Annotated in this window: 13 protein-coding genes; 6 read left to right on the forward strand and 7 right to left on the reverse strand. The window is 63.7% G+C overall.

Features of this window, described 5'->3' with window-relative positions; genetic code table 11:
- The first annotated feature begins 26 nt into the window (after nt 1-26).
- Nucleotides 27-506 (forward strand): isochorismatase family protein, encoded by a 480-nt coding sequence (locus L1P09_RS10805; protein ID WP_054903815.1) that lies wholly within the window; start codon nt 27-29, stop codon nt 504-506.
- On the opposite strand, the gene L1P09_RS10810 is transcribed toward L1P09_RS10805, so the two are convergent.
- From L1P09_RS10810 to L1P09_RS10825, 4 genes are all read right to left on the reverse strand, one after another.
- Nucleotides 503-3,271: a non-ribosomal peptide synthetase gene (locus L1P09_RS10810; protein ID WP_054903816.1), complete on the reverse strand. Its 2,769-nt coding sequence runs from the start codon at nt 3,269-3,271 to the stop codon at nt 503-505. The genes L1P09_RS10805 and L1P09_RS10810 overlap by 4 nt on opposite strands.
- A 99-nt stretch (nt 3,272-3,370) precedes the next feature.
- Nucleotides 3,371-4,552 carry a hypothetical protein gene (locus L1P09_RS10815; protein WP_054903817.1) on the reverse strand — a complete coding sequence of 394 codons (1,182 nt, stop codon included), beginning with the start codon at nt 4,550-4,552 and terminating at the stop codon, nt 3,371-3,373.
- A 155-nt stretch (nt 4,553-4,707) separates the two neighbouring features.
- Complete coding sequence (locus tag L1P09_RS10820; RefSeq protein ID WP_054903818.1) at nt 4,708-6,327, reverse strand: NADP-dependent glyceraldehyde-3-phosphate dehydrogenase; 1,620 nt, start codon at nt 6,325-6,327, stop codon at nt 4,708-4,710.
- A 144-nt stretch (nt 6,328-6,471) separates the two neighbouring features.
- Entirely contained in the window at nt 6,472-10,296 is a 3,825-nt protein-coding gene (locus L1P09_RS10825; protein WP_235768806.1) for a dermonecrotic toxin domain-containing protein, read from the reverse strand.
- Nucleotides 10,297-10,619: 323 nt separating this feature from the next.
- Between L1P09_RS10825 and L1P09_RS10830 the strand changes: the two genes are divergently transcribed.
- The 3 genes from L1P09_RS10830 (at nt 10,620) to L1P09_RS10840 (ending at nt 13,803) form a co-directional block, all read left to right on the forward strand.
- Nucleotides 10,620-11,774 carry a GNAT family protein gene (locus L1P09_RS10830; protein ID WP_009685564.1) on the forward strand — a complete coding sequence of 385 codons (1,155 nt, stop codon included), beginning with the start codon at nt 10,620-10,622 and terminating at the stop codon, nt 11,772-11,774.
- 71 nt (nt 11,775-11,845) lie between these two features.
- Complete coding sequence (locus tag L1P09_RS10835; RefSeq protein WP_235768807.1) at nt 11,846-12,964, forward strand: glycosyltransferase 61 family protein; 1,119 nt, start codon at nt 11,846-11,848, stop codon at nt 12,962-12,964.
- Nucleotides 12,965-13,002: 38 nt separating this feature from the next.
- Entirely contained in the window at nt 13,003-13,803 is an 801-nt protein-coding gene (locus L1P09_RS10840) for an AraC family transcriptional regulator (protein ID WP_235768808.1), read from the forward strand.
- Between the two features lie 37 nt (nt 13,804-13,840).
- Here the strand turns inward: L1P09_RS10840 and L1P09_RS10845 are convergent, their stop codons facing one another.
- Nucleotides 13,841-14,422, reverse strand: a complete 582-nt coding sequence (locus tag L1P09_RS10845; protein WP_110677244.1) for a LysE family translocator — start codon at nt 14,420-14,422, stop codon at nt 13,841-13,843.
- Between the two features lie 309 nt (nt 14,423-14,731).
- Between L1P09_RS10845 and L1P09_RS10850 the strand changes: the two genes are divergently transcribed.
- A complete protein-coding gene (locus L1P09_RS10850) occupies nt 14,732-16,303 on the forward strand; it encodes a TerC family protein (RefSeq protein ID WP_235768809.1) in 1,572 nt (523 codons plus the stop codon).
- On the opposite strand, the gene rarD is transcribed toward L1P09_RS10850, so the two are convergent.
- Together rarD and L1P09_RS10860 are read right to left on the reverse strand one after the other, a co-directional pair.
- Nucleotides 16,266-17,153, reverse strand: coding sequence for an EamA family transporter RarD (gene rarD / locus L1P09_RS10855; RefSeq protein WP_235768810.1), 888 nt, complete (start codon nt 17,151-17,153; stop codon nt 16,266-16,268). The two genes, L1P09_RS10850 and rarD, sit on opposite strands and share 38 nt — an antisense overlap.
- Nucleotides 17,154-17,186: 33 nt before the next feature.
- The gene (locus tag L1P09_RS10860) at nt 17,187-18,773 is read right to left on the reverse strand and encodes an EAL domain-containing protein (RefSeq protein ID WP_235768811.1); all 1,587 of its coding nucleotides are present in this window, start codon (nt 18,771-18,773) and stop codon (nt 17,187-17,189) included.
- Nucleotides 18,774-19,097: 324 nt separating this feature from the next.
- Here L1P09_RS10860 and hppD point away from each other — a divergent pair, with 324 nt between their 5' ends.
- Nucleotides 19,098-20,174, forward strand: a complete 1,077-nt coding sequence (gene hppD / locus L1P09_RS10865; RefSeq protein ID WP_232892180.1) for a 4-hydroxyphenylpyruvate dioxygenase — start codon at nt 19,098-19,100, stop codon at nt 20,172-20,174.
- Nucleotides 20,175-20,193: the final 19 nt, after the last annotated feature.

The following is a 20,193-nucleotide window of genomic DNA, read 5'->3' on the forward strand; positions in this document are numbered from 1 at the left end:
GCTTTTGCCCGTGCCGGAATTCGCCCATGCGCCAGGTGTTGTTAATCGTCGATGTCCAGTCCACCTTCAGCCCGCCCGAGTGGCTGGTCGATGGGCTGCGTCGGTTGTCAGCCAATATTCCTACCGTAGCCTCGGTCGAACTGCACGACGAGCGGGTCACGCCGTTTGCACGCCAGCTCGGCTGGCACCCGGCGGCAGAGGACGAAAGCCTGGTGGAGGCTGACCAGGTGTTCGTCAAGCATGGCTACGGGCAAAGTGCCGAAGCGATCGCCCACATCCGGCAAATGGGCGTGGAGCGCGTGCTGGTGTGTGGCCTGCAGACCGAAACCTGTGTGCTGGCCGCCGGCTTTGCCCTGTTCGATGCCGGGCTGATGCCTACCCTGGTCACCGACATGACGGTCGGCTCCTCGCTGGACCGTTCCGGCAAGCTTGGCATTGAGCTATGGCAGCACCACTTCCGCCAGGTCACCACGTCGGCTGAAGTTCTGGCTGAACTGGCGGGCTAGGTCACGCGTTGCACCCCGTCATCATCCCCGCGCGTTTTTCGGCCAGCGCGCCAGCGGCTGAGCAGCCAGCGCGTGGCGGTATTCCAGGCCACACTCACCGCCACGCCCCCGGCGATGGCCAAGGCAACCTCGAACAGCAGGTTCGGGGCGATACGGTCCGCCACCGACTGGAACTGGAAGTGCGTCAGGTAGATGAACAGGGTGGCCGAAGCAATCACTGCACCCGCACGTGCCAGCCAGGCCGGTACGGGGACTGCGCGCAGCCAGATCAGCGCCAGCATCGCCGGCAAGGCAATATCGACATAGTGGGTGACGGCCTGCCAGCCAATACCGGCCACCGCCATCAGGTCCAGTTCTGCGACCACCAGCACCGCTACCGCGCTGGCCACCGCTTTGCGGGCGGGGGTATCGGCATGGTGCACGGCCATGCCCAGCACCATCACCGCCAGGAAGTGTTGCGGCACCCGGTGCAGCAGGCCACTGGCGTCGAACACCCAGCGGTTGAGCAACACATCCACCGCTACCAGCGTACAGGCAGCCAGGATCAGCCAGCGGAACGGGGCGGCGTTAACGGCCTGGCGTACCCGCTTGCTCGACAGCACCAGGCCAATGATCACGATCATCTGCACCAGCACTTCGATATACCAGTAGTTGAACAGGCCAACCTCGCCGGTCGCAAACCAGTTGGACACCAACAGCAGCGATTGCCAGTGCACCCGGTCGAACACCAGTTGCAGTAGCGCGGTATACAGCACGGTCGGCACCACGATGGCGGCCAGGGACGGCAGCAGTGTGCGTGCATCCCCCCGGGTTTCAATGGCCTTGAGCTGGAAACGCGCCAGGCTGATGCCAGAGACCAGGAACAGTACCGACGTTTCGCCCACGATCGGCCAAGGGGTCATGCCGCTGAGGTGGCCGACCACGATCAGGATGATGGCGAGCATACGCACGAACACAGGCATCTCCATGACCCGCCACCCGCCTTCATGCGGTGCGCTGAGCTCAGCCAGGCGGTTGACCGACAGGCTTTCCCAACGATCTGGCAGGTGGCCGATCAACCGCTCGAGCACCCTCGAGGCCTGTACGAATGAAAGCGAGTCACCGCCCAACTCGACAAAGCTCAAGCGTGGGTCCAGGCGCGGCACCCGCAGTATTCGTGCCCACTCGCTGCACAGCTTCTCGGCCAGCGCTGACGAGGGTTGGCTGGTCGGCGCTTGAACCGGGGCGGGCAGGGCGCGTTTGTCGACCTTGCCGTTCGGGGTGAGCGGTATGGCCTGCACGAAGATGAACAGTGCCGGCACCATGTAGTCCGGCAACTGGCGGGCGACAGCCAGGCGCAGGTCGTCGGCGCTGGCTGGCTGATTCAACACGCAGTAGGCAATCAGGCGGGGCAGTGGGTGGTCATGGTTGGCCAGTACTACGCACTGCCGGACGGCAGGCAGGCGGCTGATGGTGTTTTCTATCTCCGCCAGTTCCACGCGGTGCCCCCGCACTTTCACCTGGCCGTCAGCCCGGCCGAGGAAACAGGCACTGCCATCGGCCAGGTAAGTGCCCAGGTCGCCAGTGCGGTAGCAGCGGTCGCTGGCCAGCCCGGTGAACGGGTTGGTGATGAACCTGGCTTCGGTCAGCGCCGGGTCGCCCCAATAACCAAGGGACAGGTAGGGACTGCGGATCAGGATTTCGCCGGTTTCACCTTCGCCCACCAGTTGCCCGGCCGCGTTCACGACCAGCAGTTGCGCATCGGCGATGCCTTTGCCCAAGGGCACCCGGGCCTGTTCCGCGGTCGGGTCGAGCGTGTGGTACGCCATGGCTTGCGGGGTTTCGGTGGTGCCATAGAAATTCACGTTGACGGCATTCGGCGCCACGGCACGCATCTGCTGGTACAGCGCCGGGCTGAGTGCATCGCCGCCCCAGAACAGGTAGCGCAGTTGCCTGAACAGATGGCCCTGCAGCTGCGCGCCGGTCTCGATAAGCTTGCCCAGCGGTGGGGTGAGGTGAATGACGCTGACACGATGCAACCCAATCCAGCTGGCCAGCTGTGCAGGGTCGGTAAGGCTGGCCTGGGCCGGGCAGGCAATGCTGGCGCCCAGCGACAGTGGCGTGAACACATCGCGGTAAACCGGGTCGTGGCCGAGGCCGGACAGTAACGAGAACGTGTCGGCCTGGGTCAGCCCGTGCTGGTGCACATGCCAGTCGATGAAGTGCACCAGCGGCGCGTGATGGGTAACGATCGCCTTGGGCTCGCCGGTGCTGCCCGAGGTGAAGGTGATGTAGGCCGGTTGCCCTGCGCTGACCGCGGGCAGTTGCGCCGTGGGCCGGTCAAACGCATGCAGTGCCTCGACCGGGTCCTGAGGCACAGTTACCACACAGGCGTCTGCGGCTTCGACGTGTGCCTGGCCACAGCGCAGGACTACCCGAGGTGCCAAGCTGCTGGCGAGCTGCTGCAGGCGGGCGGGAGGGTAGGCCGCATCGGCCACGCTGAACGCCCGCCCGGCGCGCAGGCAGCCAAGCATCGCGTAGACCAGCGCCGCGCCCCGCTCGGCAACAATCAGCACACGATCGTCGCTATTGACGGTTATTTCCAGCAAATACGCAGCGATACCTTGGCTGATCTGCGCCAGCTGGGCGTACGTGCAAAGCCTGTGCGCGGTGATGATTGCAGGGGCTTCGGGGCAACGCTCAGCCTGTTGCAGGAAGGCTTGGTGAATAGGCTGCTCGGCGCGGTACTGCAGGCACAGCGTCGGGTTCGGGCGCAGGTCCGGCATGATGGGTTGGGGCTCCGCATGAACGTTTTGCCTGGCTGGTAGCACAACGCTAGTGCAGGCTGGCCCATGGCGCCAATGGGTGCGAACAACAGGCGATGTTCAGCGTTCGCGCATGAAGAACCCGGCAACGAACTTGCGGAAGGTTTCCGGGCTCTTGAAATCGGCGTAGCGCTTGAAGTTCTCCGCGTCCGGCTCGGGGCCCAGCGGTTGCTCCAGGAGCGATATCGACAAAACCCGGTCCTGATCCGAGGTCATCACCAACTCGTCTGCCAGCGCGCCGCCGATCACCGGCCGACGCATCTGCACTTTCACACCCTTGCTGGCCATCCAGTCGACCAGCGACACCAACGCCTTGAGCGGCTCGCGCTCCTCGTCGCGGTACACGGGGAACAGGTGGGCGCGGGACAGCACGGGTACGCTGGCCACATGGATCAGCTCGTAGTAATGGCTGCCGGCACTGGTCGGCGAGTAAAGCATCAGTGCCAGCAGCGGTCCGCTGGTGCGGCTGCCGCCCCAGTACAAGTGATGCCCCTGGAAATCGAACCCGTCTTCGTTGCGGTTGTTGAACAGCTTGCGCCCCTTGATCTGATCGACGCAGTCAAGCAACAGGCCGTGCCGGCGGTGGTTGCCGAACACCTTGGCTTCGCGCAACCGCGCCTTGAGCATCATCATGTGCTTCATGTCCAGGCGGGTTTCCAGGTAGTTGCTGGCCGGCACCCGCTCCAGCAGCGGGTAGCGGCTTGCCACGCTGCGCAGTTCGGCAAACTGCCCGGTCAGGTCCTTCTTCAGGTGCGTGGCATACAGGTTCAGGCCACTGGTCTCAATCCAGGTCAGCAACAGCGCCAGCAGGCGCTGCTGTGCGCGTCGCTCGCTGCCTTCGCCACCGTCGCCAGCGCCGCCGGCACGGAAATCACCAATCAGCCGCAGGGGCGTGTCGGGTGGCAGCCAGGCGGCGGGTGGCGCGGGGTCGTTTTCGCGCTCGGCGGCTTCGCGCTCGTCTTTGCTGAAGGGGCAACCGGCCGTATGCTCGGCGGTCCCCGGGTTGTTCTTCAGGAACAACGTGCCGGTGTTGCCATTGAGCGTGACATTGAGCACCGGCAAGGCGTCGTTACGGCAATCGCAGGCCAGCCACTGGTTGGCATTGCGCACCTTCATCAGCAGCTGGTTGGCCTGCAGCAGGCGCGGGCCGCCCAGGGTGCCGGTGGCAAAGCCGACCAGCAGCTCTTCTTCGGCGGGGGTCAGGCTGCGCACCTGGGTGGCGGTTTTGTCGATGATTCGCATGAAGCAGCTCCAAGCTACGAGCCTCAAGCTTCAAGCAAAGCGCTGCCGCTTTCAACTGGCCGCTCGGTTACCGCCGAGTCGATGCTCCTGGGCAATGGGCACCGGTGCGGTGCCCTGTTGCCGGGAATCGGTCATGCAGGCGCAAAAGCGAGCGGTCAGAAGATGTAGTCCGTGGTCAGGAAACTGGACTGGCGATTGCGAATGATGTCGCTGATCAGTTCCTTGTTGGCGTCCTGGAAGCGTGTGGCGACCAAGGTACGGATCGAGAATACCCGCAAGGCATCATCCACCGACAACGTGCCTTCGGCGCTGTTCTTGCGGCCGTTGAACGGGTAGGTGTCAGGGCCACGCTGGCATTGCGCGTTGATGTTGATGCGCCCGACCTGGTTGGCGAATATATCGACCAGGCTGCCGATGGTCTGCGGGTCGTTGCCGAACAGGCTCAGTTGCTGGCCGTAGTCAGAGTCCAGCACATAGTCGATCACCGTTTGCAGGTCGCGGTAGGGCACCACCGGTACCAGCGGGCCGAACTGTTCTTCGTGGTACACCCGCATGCTGGGGTTGACCGGGTACAACAGCGCCGGGAAGAAGAACGAGCCGCGGCTGTGGCCGCCGCCTTCGTTGAGTACCTGGGCGCCCTTGGCCCTGGCATCGGCGACCAGGCCATCGAGGTAGTCGACCTTGCCGGGTTCGGGCAGGGGTGTCAGGGCCACCCCAGGTTCCCACGGCATGCCGGGCTTGAGCGCGGCCAGCTTGCGCTGGAACTTGTCGAGGAAGGCCTCGACCACGTCCTCGTGCACAAACAGGATCTTCAGGGCCGTGCAGCGCTGGCCGTTGAAGGACAGCGCACCGGTCACCGCTTCTTCGACCGCGTTGTCGAGGTCGACCTGCGGCAGCACGATGCCCGGGTTCTTGGCATCCAGGCCCAGGGCCGCGCGCAGGCGGTGCGGGCGTGGGTGCAGTTTTTTCAGGTCGCTGGCAGCCTTGTGCGTGCCGATGAAGGCGAACACGTCGACCTTGCCACTGGCCATCAGTGCGCTGACCGTTTCGCGGCCGCGCCCGTAGATGACGTTGATCACCCCAGGCGGGAAGCTGTCGCGGAACGCCTCGAGCAGCGGGCGGATCAGCAGCACGCCGAACTTGGCCGGTTTGAACACCACGGTGTTACCCATGATCAGCGCCGGGATCAGCGTGGTGAAGGTTTCGTTCAGCGGGTAGTTGTAGGGGCCCATGCACAGCGCCACGCCAAGCGGGGCCCGGCGGATCTGGCCCAGCGTGCCTTGTTCCAGTTCGAAGCGGCTGGAGCGGCGGTCGAGGTCTTTGAGGGCGTTGATGGTATCGACGATGTAGTCGCAGGTACGGTCGAATTCCTTTTCCGAGTCCTTGAGGTTCTTGCCGATCTCCCACATCAGCAACTTGACCACCGCCTGGCGCTGTTCGCGCATACGGGCGAGGAAGGTCTCCACGTGCTGGATACGCTCGGCCACCCGCATGTTCGGCCAGGCGCCACGGCCCTTGTCGTAGGCCTGCACGGCGGCATCGAGGGCGGTGAGGGCGGTATCGGCATCGAGCAAGGGTGCGCTGCCCAGTATGACCTGCTGTTCCTCGTCACCCTGCTTGAGCCACACGGGGCTGCGCACCGTGGCCAGCGGGCCTTCCCAGCGTCGCAGTTGCCCGTTGACCAGGTATTCGCGTTGTTCCAGTGGGCCCCCCAGGCGCCAGGTTTCCGGGATGCTATCAGCGGTGGGGAAGAGTGAATCGAGCAGACGGTCCATGGTTACTGCACCTCACGTTACAGGGCGGATTTCAAGCCAGGTGAATCGCTTCAGCACTGAGCATGCACCGGCGCCGGGAAAAACACCAGTGTGGTACACCCGTGAGCGCAGCGCCTGGTGTTTCGACCAGGCGCTGCGGATTGCTCAGAGCGCCAGGGTGAACAGTGCCTGGGCCGGGCGCATCAGGCCTTGCTGGCGCAGCGCCGGATCGGCGTCGAGCACGGCCAGCCGTCGCCAGAACTCCACGCGTGCATGCTGCGGTTGAGACTGGAATGGCTCCATGTCCAGCAATGCCCTGAGGTCACGGCGGTACGGCAGCGGCAGGCGCTGCCACAGCGCCGCTTCGTCGGGGCCTGTTTCGTCGAAGAAATCCAGGTAGTCGCTTTCGCTGACCAGCAGGTCGACCTGGTGCGCGGCGTTGTAGGCATCGATCTGAGCCCGCACGGGCGCGCCCAGCCACTCGCTTTCAAGGCGCAAGGCATCGGCGACAGGCCGGGTGACCGCGAAGTTTGCAGGCAGGTGCTGGAACTGGTTGAAAGCCAGGTCCAGCACGAACGGTTCGCTGATCTGGTCCAGGCCTTGCGGCAGCTCGACGAGGCTGCAACCGGACAGGAACAAGGTTTTCAGTTGCGCAAGATTGCGCAGGTCCGGTGCGCTGATCAGCGGGTTGTCCGACAGGTCCAGTTGCACCAGCCGCGTGTAGCGGTCCAGTGTTCGCTGGGCGCTGGCATCCCAGGTAATGCGGTTGCTGTCCAGGTCCAGCCAGTGCAATTGCCACGGCTGGGGCAGGCGCGGTACACGGTCGAAGCGGCAGTCCGACAGCATCAGGCGCCTGAGGTTGGGGAAGCGCTGCGCAAGCGATGCCGGCAGGTGGCTCAACTCACTGTTCTGGCTGAGCGAAAGATGCTCGATATGAGCGAAATCATCCGGCAGCGCCAGGCTTGCCAGGTCCTCGTCGTTCAGCCCCAGGCCGGAAAGCTCAAGGCTGTACATGCGCCCCGTGGCGGCAAAAGGCAGGGTTGAAAGGCGCCGCCAGGCGTTGACCAATGGGCGTACCGCGGGCTGGCGCTGCGCTGCGCGCGCAGGGTCTGCCTGCACCCAGCGTTGCAGGTCGCCGCGCAGGTCTTGCAGGCGCTGGTGCAGATCGCGCAGGCGTTGGGTGGTCGAGCTCAGGTCGTCGGCCAATGGCTCGTCCTCGTCATGGCCCAGCCAGGCCTGGATTTCGGCATCGCTGGCATTGGGGTAGATCCGCCGATAAGCGCCTTCTACGGAACCGGTTTGCCGGGGCTCAGGCGCAAGCGGCGCCAGCGGGCGACCGCCGCGCAAGCCACCCGTTGGCCTGGGCTGCACGGCCCGCGGCCCCCACAGGCGCTGTGGCAGGGTCTGTCGGTGTTCGGCAACCCAGCCTAGCAGGTGCTCGCGTAAGGCATTGCCGTCGGCAGCCGTACCCAGAGATTGCCGGGCATGCGCTGGCAGCGCCTGCGCCACCGCACGGCAAAGGTCCCGATCCCGTTTTGCCGGGGCAGGCCGCTGACCCAGGTCAGCTTCGTAGCCTTCGGCCGACTTGATGACCCGGCTTTGCCTGCCGGCGTGTTCACTGCCAACCCGCGCCAGCAGCGGCCCTTGAGGGCTGGCTGCGCGCAGTTGCAGGCTCAGGTCGCGGGGCCAGCCTGGCAGAGCGTCGAGTGCACTGAACAACAACCGTTCGCTGTCGTCGTTGGCAAACGCCGGTTGCACCACACCCTCGAGGGCACGCACCAGTGGCAATTCACTGTCCAGCTGTTGCAGCTGCATGCCAAACCACGCAGGGAGCTTGCCATGCGCTTGCCAGGCAGCGGTGTCGGCGGCGTTCAAGCGCATCAGCATGCGCCGGGCCAGGGTGGACGTTAGCCGTGGGTAGGTGTCGAGCAACTGCTGCACCGCCGGCGCTACCGCGCCATTACCCTCGTAAAGATGCTGGAAAAGCCCAGGCGGTGCGCTGTCGCCAAGGGCCTGCACCGCGGCTTGCGCATTCAGGCGTTGCAGGGTGTCGAGCAGCAGCGGGGGCGGTGGCAGCCCTTCGACATGCACCTGGCGCAGCTGCTCGCTGTCGATGCCGCAGATGCGGCCGGCGTGTTCGACCTGCTCTGGGGTAAAGGCGGCGTAGGCCTCGCCCAGGCGGCGTACGCTTGTCTCCAGCGCCCAATCACCGGGTTGCTCGTGTTCGCCGCGCCAGGCGCCTTGGGTGTTGTGCTCCAGTGGCGGCTGCCAGGCTTCGGCTGCTTGCGGATGAACGATGCGCCATTGTTGCCGGGCGTCATCGAAGCGTTGTTCGTAGAGGTGGCGGTCCATCCGGATGAACAGGCGCCCCTCATGCAGGTACTGGCCCTGGGCATTGGCATGCACGTCGGCCGGCAGTTGCACGTCACTGCGGTAAGGTGCCAGGTCCTGGTTCCACAGCCGGTAGCGCCCATCATTGCTGCGCACCTCCTGCAAGCTGTCCATCAAGGGGCTGTCGAACAGTTTGGGCAGCGCCTGGCCCGCCGCCACGAAGCCACCGAGCAGGGCCAGGTTCAGGCCAATCGCTTCGAGGTGTCGCAGGGCCAGCTGGCGGTCGCCTGCTTGCCAGTCCTCATAGCCTTCCACCGCTTCACCCAGCAGCTGGCAGGCGGTCACCGCCAGCATCAAGGTGCCGACACCGGGCACGAAGAATGCGGCGGCATTGAGCGCGTCCCAGCCCAGGTTTTCCCACACTTCGAGCCGCCTGGCCCTGGCGCTGGCGTCCGCTGCTGCGGTGGGCACGGCCAGCAGGCTGGCCTCATGCTTGAGGCGCAGCAGATACTGGTCATGGCAGTAGCCGAACGGTTCGCTCGTGATCGCCTGGCGGGTCAGGCGCAGGTCAGCCTGCGCTGCGCGTGGCCATGGGCGGTCGAAGGCGGTGTTGCCGGCCGCATCCAGGTTCTGCTGCAGCATGTCGAAGAAGTGCGCCTGTTCATCCTGCCGGATGTAGGCGGCGAATGCCTGGCGTTCAGCGGGTTCCACCAGCAGGGTTGCCAGCGTGGCGTGCACCGCCGCCAGGTCACTGCACGGGTGCAGGGCCGGTTCGTGGCCCGGCATATGCAACACCAGCCCGTGCGCGCCGGCATCGATCAGCATGACCTCGTGCAGGGTGATGCCGAACAGCGCCAGCTGCCAACATTGCACGGGGTGCCCTTGCAGCAGCCGCTGGATTTCGTCCCGTGAGGCCCCGTCCAGCAGGTGCCGCAGGTAGGCCAGGTCGGCGGCCAGGCGCAAGCGTGCTTGCTGCGCGCGCACAGCCAGTGCCCGGGTTTCGGGCCGGGCCAGCTGCTGCTCCAGGTGGGTCTGGTAGGTGCCGCCCAGGTCCAGCTCCCGGCACAGCGCCGCGAATGCCTGGGGTGCCAGCGGCAGGCGCTTCACCAGGTAGCGCTCGGACCGCAGGGTGAAGTGTGCTGGGGGCGCTTGCATGCCAATCGGTACCGTGCCGGGTACTTCAACTGCAACCACCTGTATATCACTACCCAGGGCAATGGCACTTTCGGGTGTGAAGGTTTCATCATCGGCGAAGTTCTGCAGGGCAGCCTGCAGCAGGCTATCGCGACGATGGCTGTAAAGATGACGCAGCCCCAGCCAATGCCAATCATGCTCGACCCGCAGTAGTTGGGTGTGGAGCAAGGGCGTGTCCAGCCCATGTTCTGCCAGGCGGCCTTTTAGCAGTGGCTCGGCAAACTCACTGATCTGCTTGAGCCCTTTAAGCGCCTTCGCCAACGCCGCTTGCGCATGCAGCAACTGGTTGTGGCTGGCGAAAACCGCCTCGCGCAGGTCGGGTGCGGCATTGTCGAACCAGTCCTGCAACTGCCACGGGGCATGTTGACTGGCCTGTAAAGCGCCCCATTGCCCGGGGTTGGCACGGCGTGCCCAATGCGGCAGTTGTGCCGCGAGCAGGGCGTGGTGTGGATTGTTGCCTATCATGATGATGCACCTCTTTATGCAAAGAAGGCATCAAACGCCAGTTATCGATAGCGAAGTGGTAACCGGTTATCGTGATGTCGGCACGCTTATAGCAATCTGTTGCAACTAAACGCAGTGGCGGCAGGAAATTTGACGCCAGAATAATTCAGACAAATACCAGCCAAGTGCCACTTGCCAAAGTGATTTCGCCCACCTTAAATTGTTACTGAATGTGAAGTTAATGTGCGGCCTAACCTTTGAATATCAATGCGTTAGGTGTTTTTCCGCTGTTTATCTGTCTTGTTCCGATACACCCTGGCACTTCAAAGGACGTGGAAGAAGAAATGAAAGCGACCTTGACCGCAGCGGCGCGAAAATTCATATCGCCCTCCACCCGTTACGAAATCAGACAGTTGGGCAGCCAAGTGCGTGAGGTAATGGCGCGCGCCTGTTTGTGGCGCTGGGAAGTTGCCAGGTTTCGGCTGCAACAGGAAAGCCCTTACGAGATCCTTTACATCGGCCGCAAGCACCAACGGGAAATGGCCAAGCTGCTGATTGGCGGCAAGGGGCAGGGCAGTGCGGCGATCGTGGAAAGCGCCAGTGCCAGCGCACCTGCCGACCATGTGGTGCTGATCAGCGAAATGCCCACCACTGGCGCGCTGTCGGTGCCGCACTATCTGAGCGCCGTGGTGCCACTGGGGCGCCCCCTGGAAGACATCACCGCGCGCTACGACAGTGAACTGCGGCGCAGCATTCGCAAGAACCGCCCGCTTTACCAGATGCGTCAGGCACTTGCCGATGACGAAATTGCCATGGCCGACCGTGAGCTGTTGCGGCCGTACGCGACTGCCAGGCAGGGCATTCATGCGGCGCAGTTTCCCACCGACGAAGTGTTCCGCATTGCCCAGAGTGTCGGGCGGCTCGACCTGATTACCTGCGGCGATGAGGTTATCGGCTGCCACCTCGGCTGCGAGGTGGTGCGTGATGGCAAGCGTTACTGGAGCACCTTGCGCTTCGGCTATTGCGAAGCGGTGTTTTCAGACGCCAGGAAGTTGCGCGAAGTGAACTCGATCACCACCTTCATGGCCCTGGAATGGGCGCTGGAACACGGCTTCGATTATTACGACATCGGCCTGTGCCTGGCGCGCCCGGACGACGGCTTGCTGAAGTGGAAGCGGCGGCGTGGGGGCGACATCGATTCGTTGGGCAACCATGCTTACCTGTTCGTGCGGCTGCCGAAGACCGGTACGGCGAAGTTTCTGTGGGACACGCCCATGTTTGCAATGGAAGGCGACAAACTGACCCTGCACCTGGGCCTGCCAGCAGGCCCCAGTGATGACGAAGTTGCCAGCCGCTACCATGAGATGGTGTTCGGCGGCCTGCACAAGATCTACCTCTACGGCGACAACGCCACTGGCGAAACCTTCGTGCAAGCCCTGCGCAACCGCTACGCCAACCAGCAGTCACCCCCCATCATGCAGCGCGTCATGTGCAGTTGAAGGGGCGCACGGATGCGTTGAGTCATCCTATTGCGCCATGCGCTGAACCTCGCCATCAAGGGGGACGCTTCATGACAAGCGACATCTCGCAGTTCAATGCTTCGTCGGCCGCTGCGCCACGCAGCTGGACCCTGGCTGCCTACCGTTACATCGCCCGCAAACGGCTGGGTAGAACCTCGCCAATCGACGTCAAGAGCCTTGCCAGCAAAAGTTGGGACATCGCCCCGGGCGAGACCACGGTGTCGCCACCGGCCATTTACCTGCCGGGGCAGTTGGAGCGGGTCACCGGATGGGAAGGCAAGCGGTTCTACCCCTACGTGCACCCGGCGCGCACCATGGAGGGTGGCATTAGTGCGCTGCAAGGGCCGACCCGTGGCTACCTGATCAAGGATGTCTGGCTGGTCGACGGGGCGTTGTACAAGGGGAAGGCCAGCCACTGGCTGTCGCAGAAGCCGAACACTTTCCCGCGCATTGTGGTGGACCATGAAATCGACCGCGCTGCCATTTACTGCACGCAGAATGGCAATTCATGGTTCGGTACCTGGCTGATGGAGGATTGCCCCACGTATGCGCTGGCCTGCAACGAGGGCGTGCCGGTGACCACGGCACCGTCGGCCAGGTACCCCTTGTTCACCCAGGCACCGGCCTACGAAGACTGGTTGGACATGCAGCCGCTGCGCCTGCGCAGTGCGTTTTTCCGGGAGCTGGTGCTGTTCGACGATCAGAGCAACAACCGCAGCCGGCATGCCCGCTACCGTGCCATGGGCGACAAGCTGTTGGCGCATGTCGCCCATGCGCCGCACCCGGGTGTGTTCCTGCTGCGCGGCGGTGATGGTGACCTGCGCCTGCTGCGCAACGAGCTGGCGGTTGCCGAGCACCTGCGGGTTACTCGGGGTTTTCGCATCGTCAACCCGCTCAAGTCGGATGTGCCGAGCATCATCGCCGCCTGCGCCGGGGCCAAGGTGGTGATTGGCGTGGAGGGCAGCCAACTGGTGCATGGCGTGAATGTGCTGCAGCCCGGCGGCTGCCTGCTGACGCTGCAGCCGCCGAACCGCTTCGTCAGCTACTACAAGTACCTGACCGACCGTGATCAGCAGCACTTCGGCTTCGTGGTCGGTCTGCCGGAGGGCGACGGGTTCAGGGTCGATATCGGTGAAGTTGAACGCACTCTGGACCTGTTCCCGCAATAACTGTGTAGTATCCAGGCACACGGCAACTGGGGATGGCAATGATCGAGGTATCACGGTTCTGGCGCGACCCTGCGCTACCCTTTGTCGAGGCCCGCAAGGTAGGCGACGGGCGCCAGGTGTGCTACGCCGCGCATTCTCATGAAAGCTTTTCCATTGGTGTGATCACCGGCGGGCGCAGCACCTACCTCAATGGCGATCAGCGCCATGAGGTTGCGGCGGGCACTACCGTCCTGATGAACCCTGGGGTCGTGCATACCTGCAACCCGATTGCAGGGGAGCCGTGGTCCTATCTGATGCTGTTCGTCGACTGGCCGTGGCTGCAGGCGCTGGGGTTCACCTTGCCGGTGCAGACACTCAGCACCTCTGCCGTGCTGTACCAGCGGCTGTTGCAGGCTTTTGCCGAGCTGTTCGATGCCAGTGTGCCGGACCGCGAGGCGCGCCTGGCCACGCTGTTCCGCGAATTGCCCGCCCTGCTGCAGGGCAGTGCGCAGGCCGCCGAAGTGCGTAACCCACGGCTGGAGGCCGCAGCCGCGTTCATCCGTGCCCATCGCTGCGATGCACTGCGGCTTGAGGATATCTGTGCTGCCTGTGGCCTTTCGCGTTCCTACCTGATCCGCGCGTTTGGCCAACACTTCGGGCTGACCCCCCACGGCTATCTGCTCGATCAGCGCGTGCAACTGGCGCGGGCGCAGCTGCGCCAAGGGCGGGCTATCGCCGAGGTGGCACAAGCAGCGGGTTTCGCCGACCAGGCGCACTTGCAGCGCGCCTTCAAGCAGCACCTGGCGGCAACACCGGGGCATTACCGCAATGCTGGCGCCCGCGCGTGCACGCCTGCCTAAGCAGCGCCTGCCGCCAAAGGCGGCGGCTGGGCCGGCTTCAGATCACCAGGTAAAGCGCACTGCCGACCAGCAGCACGGCCAACCCTCGGTTGAGCAGGCGCATATGCCGCGGGTTGCCCAGGTACTGGCGGATAACGCTGCCGGCCCAGGCCCAGCACGCTACCGAAATGAAACAGATAGGCCCGTAGATCCAGGTGAACAGCCACAGCAGCTGCTGCTCGCCGCCCGTGTAGGCGCCAACTCCGGCCACCGCTGCCAACCAGGCCTTGGGGTTGAGCCACTGCATGGCGGCGCCGTGCCAGGCCGACGGTGCCTGTTCGGGGTGCGTGCTGCCCAGCTCGCCGCTGTCACTGGCCAGTTTCCATGCCATGTACAGCAGAAACGCCACACCGCCCCAGTGCAACAGCAGCCCCAGCACCGGCCAGCGCACCAGCAGTTGGTGCAGGCCCAGGCCGACCAGCACCAGCAACACACAGAAGCCCAGCGTGGCGCCGGTCACATGGCCCAGGCTGGCCCGCAGGCCATGGCGGGCACCGCTGCCGAGCGCGACGATGTTGACAGGGCCGGGGGAGATGGACGCCGCCAGTGCGAAGGCGGCCATGGAGAGGGACAAGCTCATGAAGGAGATCCATTTTGTTGTGAGGCGGCTATGCTGGCCGGTCGCGGGGTGGGGTGTATTGAACAAAAGTACCCGCACCAGGCGACCCGTCGAAATGCGCGCCCAGCGGCCCGCCTCATTCCGCCCGCCGGTCTGTTACAGGTTTTGTAATAGTTTTACGCTGTCAGACAATCCTGATGTCCTTGTAGCATCATTCTCCCTAATTGTTATCAAGGTCTATATGAGCACCTTCGCGGAGCCCCCCAGTTCGTGGCCGTCCTGGCCAAACCTTCCCCGTCCTCGTGACGCTGCCCTCGTGAGTACCCGCTAATGGAATGGCTAGCCGATCCTACGGCCTGGCTAGGCCTGTTGACGCTTATCGTCCTCGAGCTGGTGCTGGGTATCGACAACCTGGTGTTCATCGCCATCCTGGCGGACAAGTTGCCCCCGCATCAACGCGACCGTGCCCGGGTCATTGGTCTGAGCCTGGCGCTGATCATGCGTCTGGGCCTGCTGGCCAGCATTTCCTGGATGGTCACCCTCACGGCACCGCTGTTCGAGGTGTTCGGCAAGAGCTTCTCTGGCCGTGACCTGATCATGCTGTTCGGTGGTGTGTTCCTGTTGTTCAAGGCCACCATGGAGTTGCATGAACGCCTGGAAGGGCATGTGACCCAAGCCAGCGGCACCTTGCGTCATGCTGCGTTCTGGCCAATCGTCGCGCAAATCGTGGTGCTGGATGCGGTGTTCTCGCTGGACGCCGTGATCACTGCGGTGGGTATGGTCGAGCACCTGTCGGTGATGATGATCGCGGTGATTTTCTCGATCGGCATCATGATCGTTGCCAGCAAGCCGCTGACCCGCTTCGTCAACGCCCACCCCACGGTAATCATGCTGTGCCTGGGCTTCCTGATGATGATCGGTTTCAGCCTGACCGCCGAAGGCCTGGGCTTCCACATACCCAAAGGCTATCTGTACGCGGCCATTGGCTTCTCGATCCTGATCGAGCTGTTCAACCAGCTGGCGCGCGCCCGGCGCAAGCGCAGCCTGCAGCAGCACAAGCCGCTGCGTGAGCGCACTGCGCATGCCGTGCTGCGCCTGCTGGGCGGCCGTCGCGTCGAAGCTGACGAGGTGGGCGAGGAAATCGCCGACCTGGTCGAGGGTGGCGAAGAACAGGTGCTGTTCGACCGCCGTGAGCGGGTGATGATCAGCGGCGTGCTGAACCTGGCCGAGCGGCCGATTCGCACGGTGATGACCGCACGTACCGAGGTCGATGTGATTGACCTGGCGCAGCCGCCCGAGGCCATTGCCCAGGCCTTGGCCAACTCGCCGTATTCGCGCCTGCCGCTGATACGCGGCGGCCGAATCGACGAGCCTTTGGGCTTCGTGCACAAGAAAGAGCTGCTCAAGGAGCTGCTGTCGGGTAACCAGCCCGACTTGGAAGGCATGGCCCGGGTACCGCTGAACCTGCTGGAAAGTTTCAGTATCCTCAACGCCCTGGAGCAGATGCGCGCCCAGTCCACGCACATTGCCTTCGTGGTCAACGAGTTCGGTGACTTCACCGGCCTGCTGACCATGACCGACATCCTGGAGTCGATCGCTGGCGAATTGCCGGATGCCAGCGAGGTTGACGGCCCTGGCATCGTGGAGGAAGGTGAGGGTTTCGTAGTCAGTGGTGCCTTGAACCTCAGCCAGGTGCAGGCGCGTACCGGCTTCAGCGCCCGGGCCACCGAGGACTATCAGACCCTCGCCGGGCTGGTGATGAGCCTGCTCGACCGCCTGCCAATGGTGGGTGATCAGCTGTGTTGCAATGGCTGGACGTTGACCGTGGAGGCGATCGAAGAACGGCGGGTAAGGCAGGTGCGCCTTACACCGAACGGCGACGCTGACGCAGCAGGTGCTTGACGCCTTCGAGCACTAGCACCAGCACGGCGGCCCAGATCGGCAGGTATGTCAACCACTGGTCTGGGCCGATGGTTTCGCCCAGCAGCAACGCCACGCCCACCAGCAGCACGGGCTCGACGTAGCTGAGCAGGCCGAACAGGCTGAACGGCAACAAGCGGCTGGCCAGCACGTAGGCGATCAGGGCGCAGGCGCTGATCGCCCCCAGCAGCGGAATCAGCGCATACAACCCTGGGTGCGCCTGCAGGTCAGCGCTGGAAAGCGGTCCCTGCATCACGAAATACAGCGCCCAGGGCAGCAGCAGGCACATGTCGCACCACAGGCCACCGAGGTGGTCGGTGCCGCAGCGCCGGCGCAGTACGAAGTAGACGGGGTAGCCGGTCACCACCACCAGGGTTTCCCAGGCGAAACTGCCATGCTGGTAGAGTTCGTGGCCCACACCCAGTGCGGCGCAGGCCACGGCCACTGCCTGCAGGCGTGACAGGCGCTCGCCGTACACCAGCCGCCCGGTCAGGACCATGGCCAGTGGCAGCAGGAAGTAGCCCATCGACACTTCCAGGCTGCGCCCGTGCAGGGGCGCCCACAGGAACAGCCACAATTGCACCCCCATCAGCCACGAAGTGCCGAGCATGCCGAGCAGTAGCACCGGCGTGCGGCGCACGCGCCCCAGCAACTGGCCGACGCGTTTCCAGTCTTTCGAAACCAGCATGAACAAGGTCAGGCAGGGCAGGGTCAGCAGCGTGCGCCAGCCGAATATCTCTTCGCCATCGAGTGGCCTGAGTAACGAGGTATAGAAGTACATCACGGCGAACATGCAGGACGCCACGACGGATGAAACAATGCCTTTTGACACGAATGCCTCGAATACAGGAGTGGAGCGGTTAGGTCAGCCGCCAATGATCTCAGGGGGCGCGGCTTGCGGCAACCGCGAGGCGCCGGGGCGGGTGGCCAGCGCTTCGAGAAACTGCTCTGCAGGCATGGGCCTGGCGAACAGGTAGCCTTGCTGATAGTCCACGCCATGGCGAGCCAGGTAATCGCGCTGCGTTTCGGTTTCCACGCCTTCGGCGACAATGCCCAGGCCCAGTTTGGCTGACAATTCGATGATGGTTTCCAGGATATGCACCGACAGCGCATCGGCACCGATCATGGCCACGAAGCGCTGGTCGATCTTCAGGTAATCGACCTTGAACTGAAGCAGGTAGTTGAGGCTGGACTGGCCGGTACCAAAGTCGTCCAGTGCGATCTTCACCCCCATGGCATCGAGCTTTTCGAACAGCTCGAGCGCCACGGGCGTGGGTTCGATGAGCTTGCGCTCGGTCAGCTCCAGGGTCAGCACCACCCGGCCTGGGGGAAAGTGCTGCAGGAACGTGCGGCATTCCTCCAGCAAGGTCAGGTCGCGGCAGTGGTCGGCCGTGATGTTGATGCCGACGTGGAAGCCGTCCTCCAGCAGCGTTGCATAGGGCGCCAGGGCTTGCGCAGTGTGCATCATCAGTGCCCGGGTCATGGCCACGATCTGCCCGCTGTGCTCTGCGTAGGGGATGAACAGGTCTGGGCGTACCAGCCCCTCTTGAGGGTGGTTCCAGCGCATCAACACTTCGACGCCGGCCCAGCGGTAATCACCCTTGCGTACCACCGGCTGGAAGTACGGCAGGAATTCGTCGGCCTCCAGCGCCCGCCTCAGCTCGGCGCGGGGTGAGTTGGCGCGGCGCACCTGCCAGTGGCATACCAGGCCGGCGATCACGCCCAGCACCAGCAGCATGCCGAGCAGGGCAGGGTAATGGCTGCGCCACAGGCGGCTTTGCTCGGCGGCGCTGTACCCGCCCTGTACGCTCAGCGGATAACGCGTGGAGGCCAGCAGCACATTGGCGTGATCAGCGACCGGCGGTTGGCCATGGTGCACGATGCCGTCCTTGCCCATCCAGGCGTCGCCGACGCGGATGTACAGCGCTTCGTCGGCGCCTATCAGGCGCAGCGCCGTCAGCAGGTGATCGCCGTCGACCGTGCTGATCGCACCGTGGTCCCCTTGGCTGGCCCTGTACACCAACAGTGGGTGGCCTGGGGTGACCGAGTTGCCATCCATCAGCCACAGTTTGCCATCGACATAGTCGGCGGGGTTGACTGGCTCATCGAATGCGCCGAACAGCGACGTGCAAAAAATGCTGTTGTGCCTGAACAGGTTGGTGGAGCGCACGAAGGCATTGCGCGTGACCTGGGTGCGCAGCAGCAACTGGGCTTGCTCGCAGGGGACATCGGTGTGCGCCAGCAAGCTGTCGGCGGCGCTCGACAGGTTGTCGAGGATGTGTTCGATATGGCCGAGCACGTGCTGCGTGGTGGCGTGGCTGCTGGCCTGCATTTCCCGTTCGATCTGCCAGCTCATGATCGCCAGGCCGCTCACTACCGGCACCATGCCGACCACCAGCGGTAGCAGGGTGCGCCGACTGAAGACGCTGCGGTGTTTGGCTGTAAGGGGCATGCTGGGTGGCTACGTTGAAGGGCTACGCTGAAGGGCTACGCTGAAGGGTCAACAGAGCATAGCCGTTAGTCGGGCAGAGGCCTTAACAAAAACGCGACAAAGGGATTTACGCAATGTAGAATCGGTTTACGAATAAAACAATAAGGTCCTTCAGTTCCGAAGGATCAAGCCCGCCGAGAATGGGTCCATATGACATACCATGGGTTCAAGCTGATCATAGGTGACTTCCTCGCCCGCAGCGTGCGAGGGATCCCGTGCTCCCCGCCATTTCTGTTCCGCATCCCAAGCAATCATTAATTTTTAGCTGCAGATGAGGACACGAACATGGCAGATATCTTTGAAAATCCAATGGGCCTGATGGGCTTTGAATTCATCGAACTGGCGGCCCCGGCCCCTGGCGTGCTGGAGCCGGTATTCCAGATGCTGGGCTTCACCAAGGTCGCGACCCACCGCTCCAAGAATGTGCACCTGTATCGGCAGGGTGGCATCAACCTGATTCTGAACAACGAACCCAGAAGCATCGCGTCGTATTTTGCCGCGGAACATGGCCCATCGGTATGTGGCATGGCCTTCCGTGTGCGCAATGCCCATGAGGCCTATGCCCGTGCGCTGGAACTGGGCGCGCAGCCGGTAGAAATCGAAACCGGCCCGATGGAACTGCGCCTGCCGGCGATCAAGGGCATTGGCGGTGCGCCACTGTACCTGATTGACCGTTTCGAGGAAGGCAGCTCGATCTACGACATCGACTTCAAATTCATCGAGGGTGTCGACCGCCACCCGGTCGGTGCCGGCCTCAAGATCATCGACCACCTCACCCACAACGTTTACCGTGGGCGCATGGCCTACTGGGCGGGCTTCTACGAGAAGCTGTTCAACTTCCGTGAAATCCGCTACTTCGACATCAAGGGTGAGTACACCGGCCTGACCTCCAAGGCGATGACCGCCCCGGATGGCATGATCCGCATTCCGCTCAACGAAGAGTCGTCCAAGGGCGCCGGGCAGATCGAGGAGTTCCTGATGCAGTTCAACGGTGAGGGCATCCAGCACGTTGCCTTCCTGACCGATGACCTGCTCAAGACCTGGGACGCGCTGAAGGGGTTCGGCATGCGCTTCATGACGGCGCCGCCACAAACCTATTACGAAATGCTCGAAGAGCGCCTGCCCGGCCATGGCGAGCCGGTCGATCAGTTGCAGGCGCGGGGTATCCTGCTCGATGGTGCCTCGCAGCCGGAAGACAAGCGCCTGCTGCTGCAGATTTTCTCGGAAACCCTGCTCGGGCCGGTGTTCTTCGAGTTCATCCAGCGTAAAGGCGACGACGGGTTTGGTGAAGGCAACTTCAAGGCCCTGTTCGAATCCATCGAGCGTGACCAGGTGCGTCGCGGCGTGCTGAGCACCGACTGACACGCTGGTAGTGGCGCCG

This window comes from Pseudomonas juntendi, from assembly GCF_021560075.1.
Lineage (GTDB): Bacteria > Pseudomonadota > Gammaproteobacteria > Pseudomonadales > Pseudomonadaceae > Aquipseudomonas > Aquipseudomonas juntendi.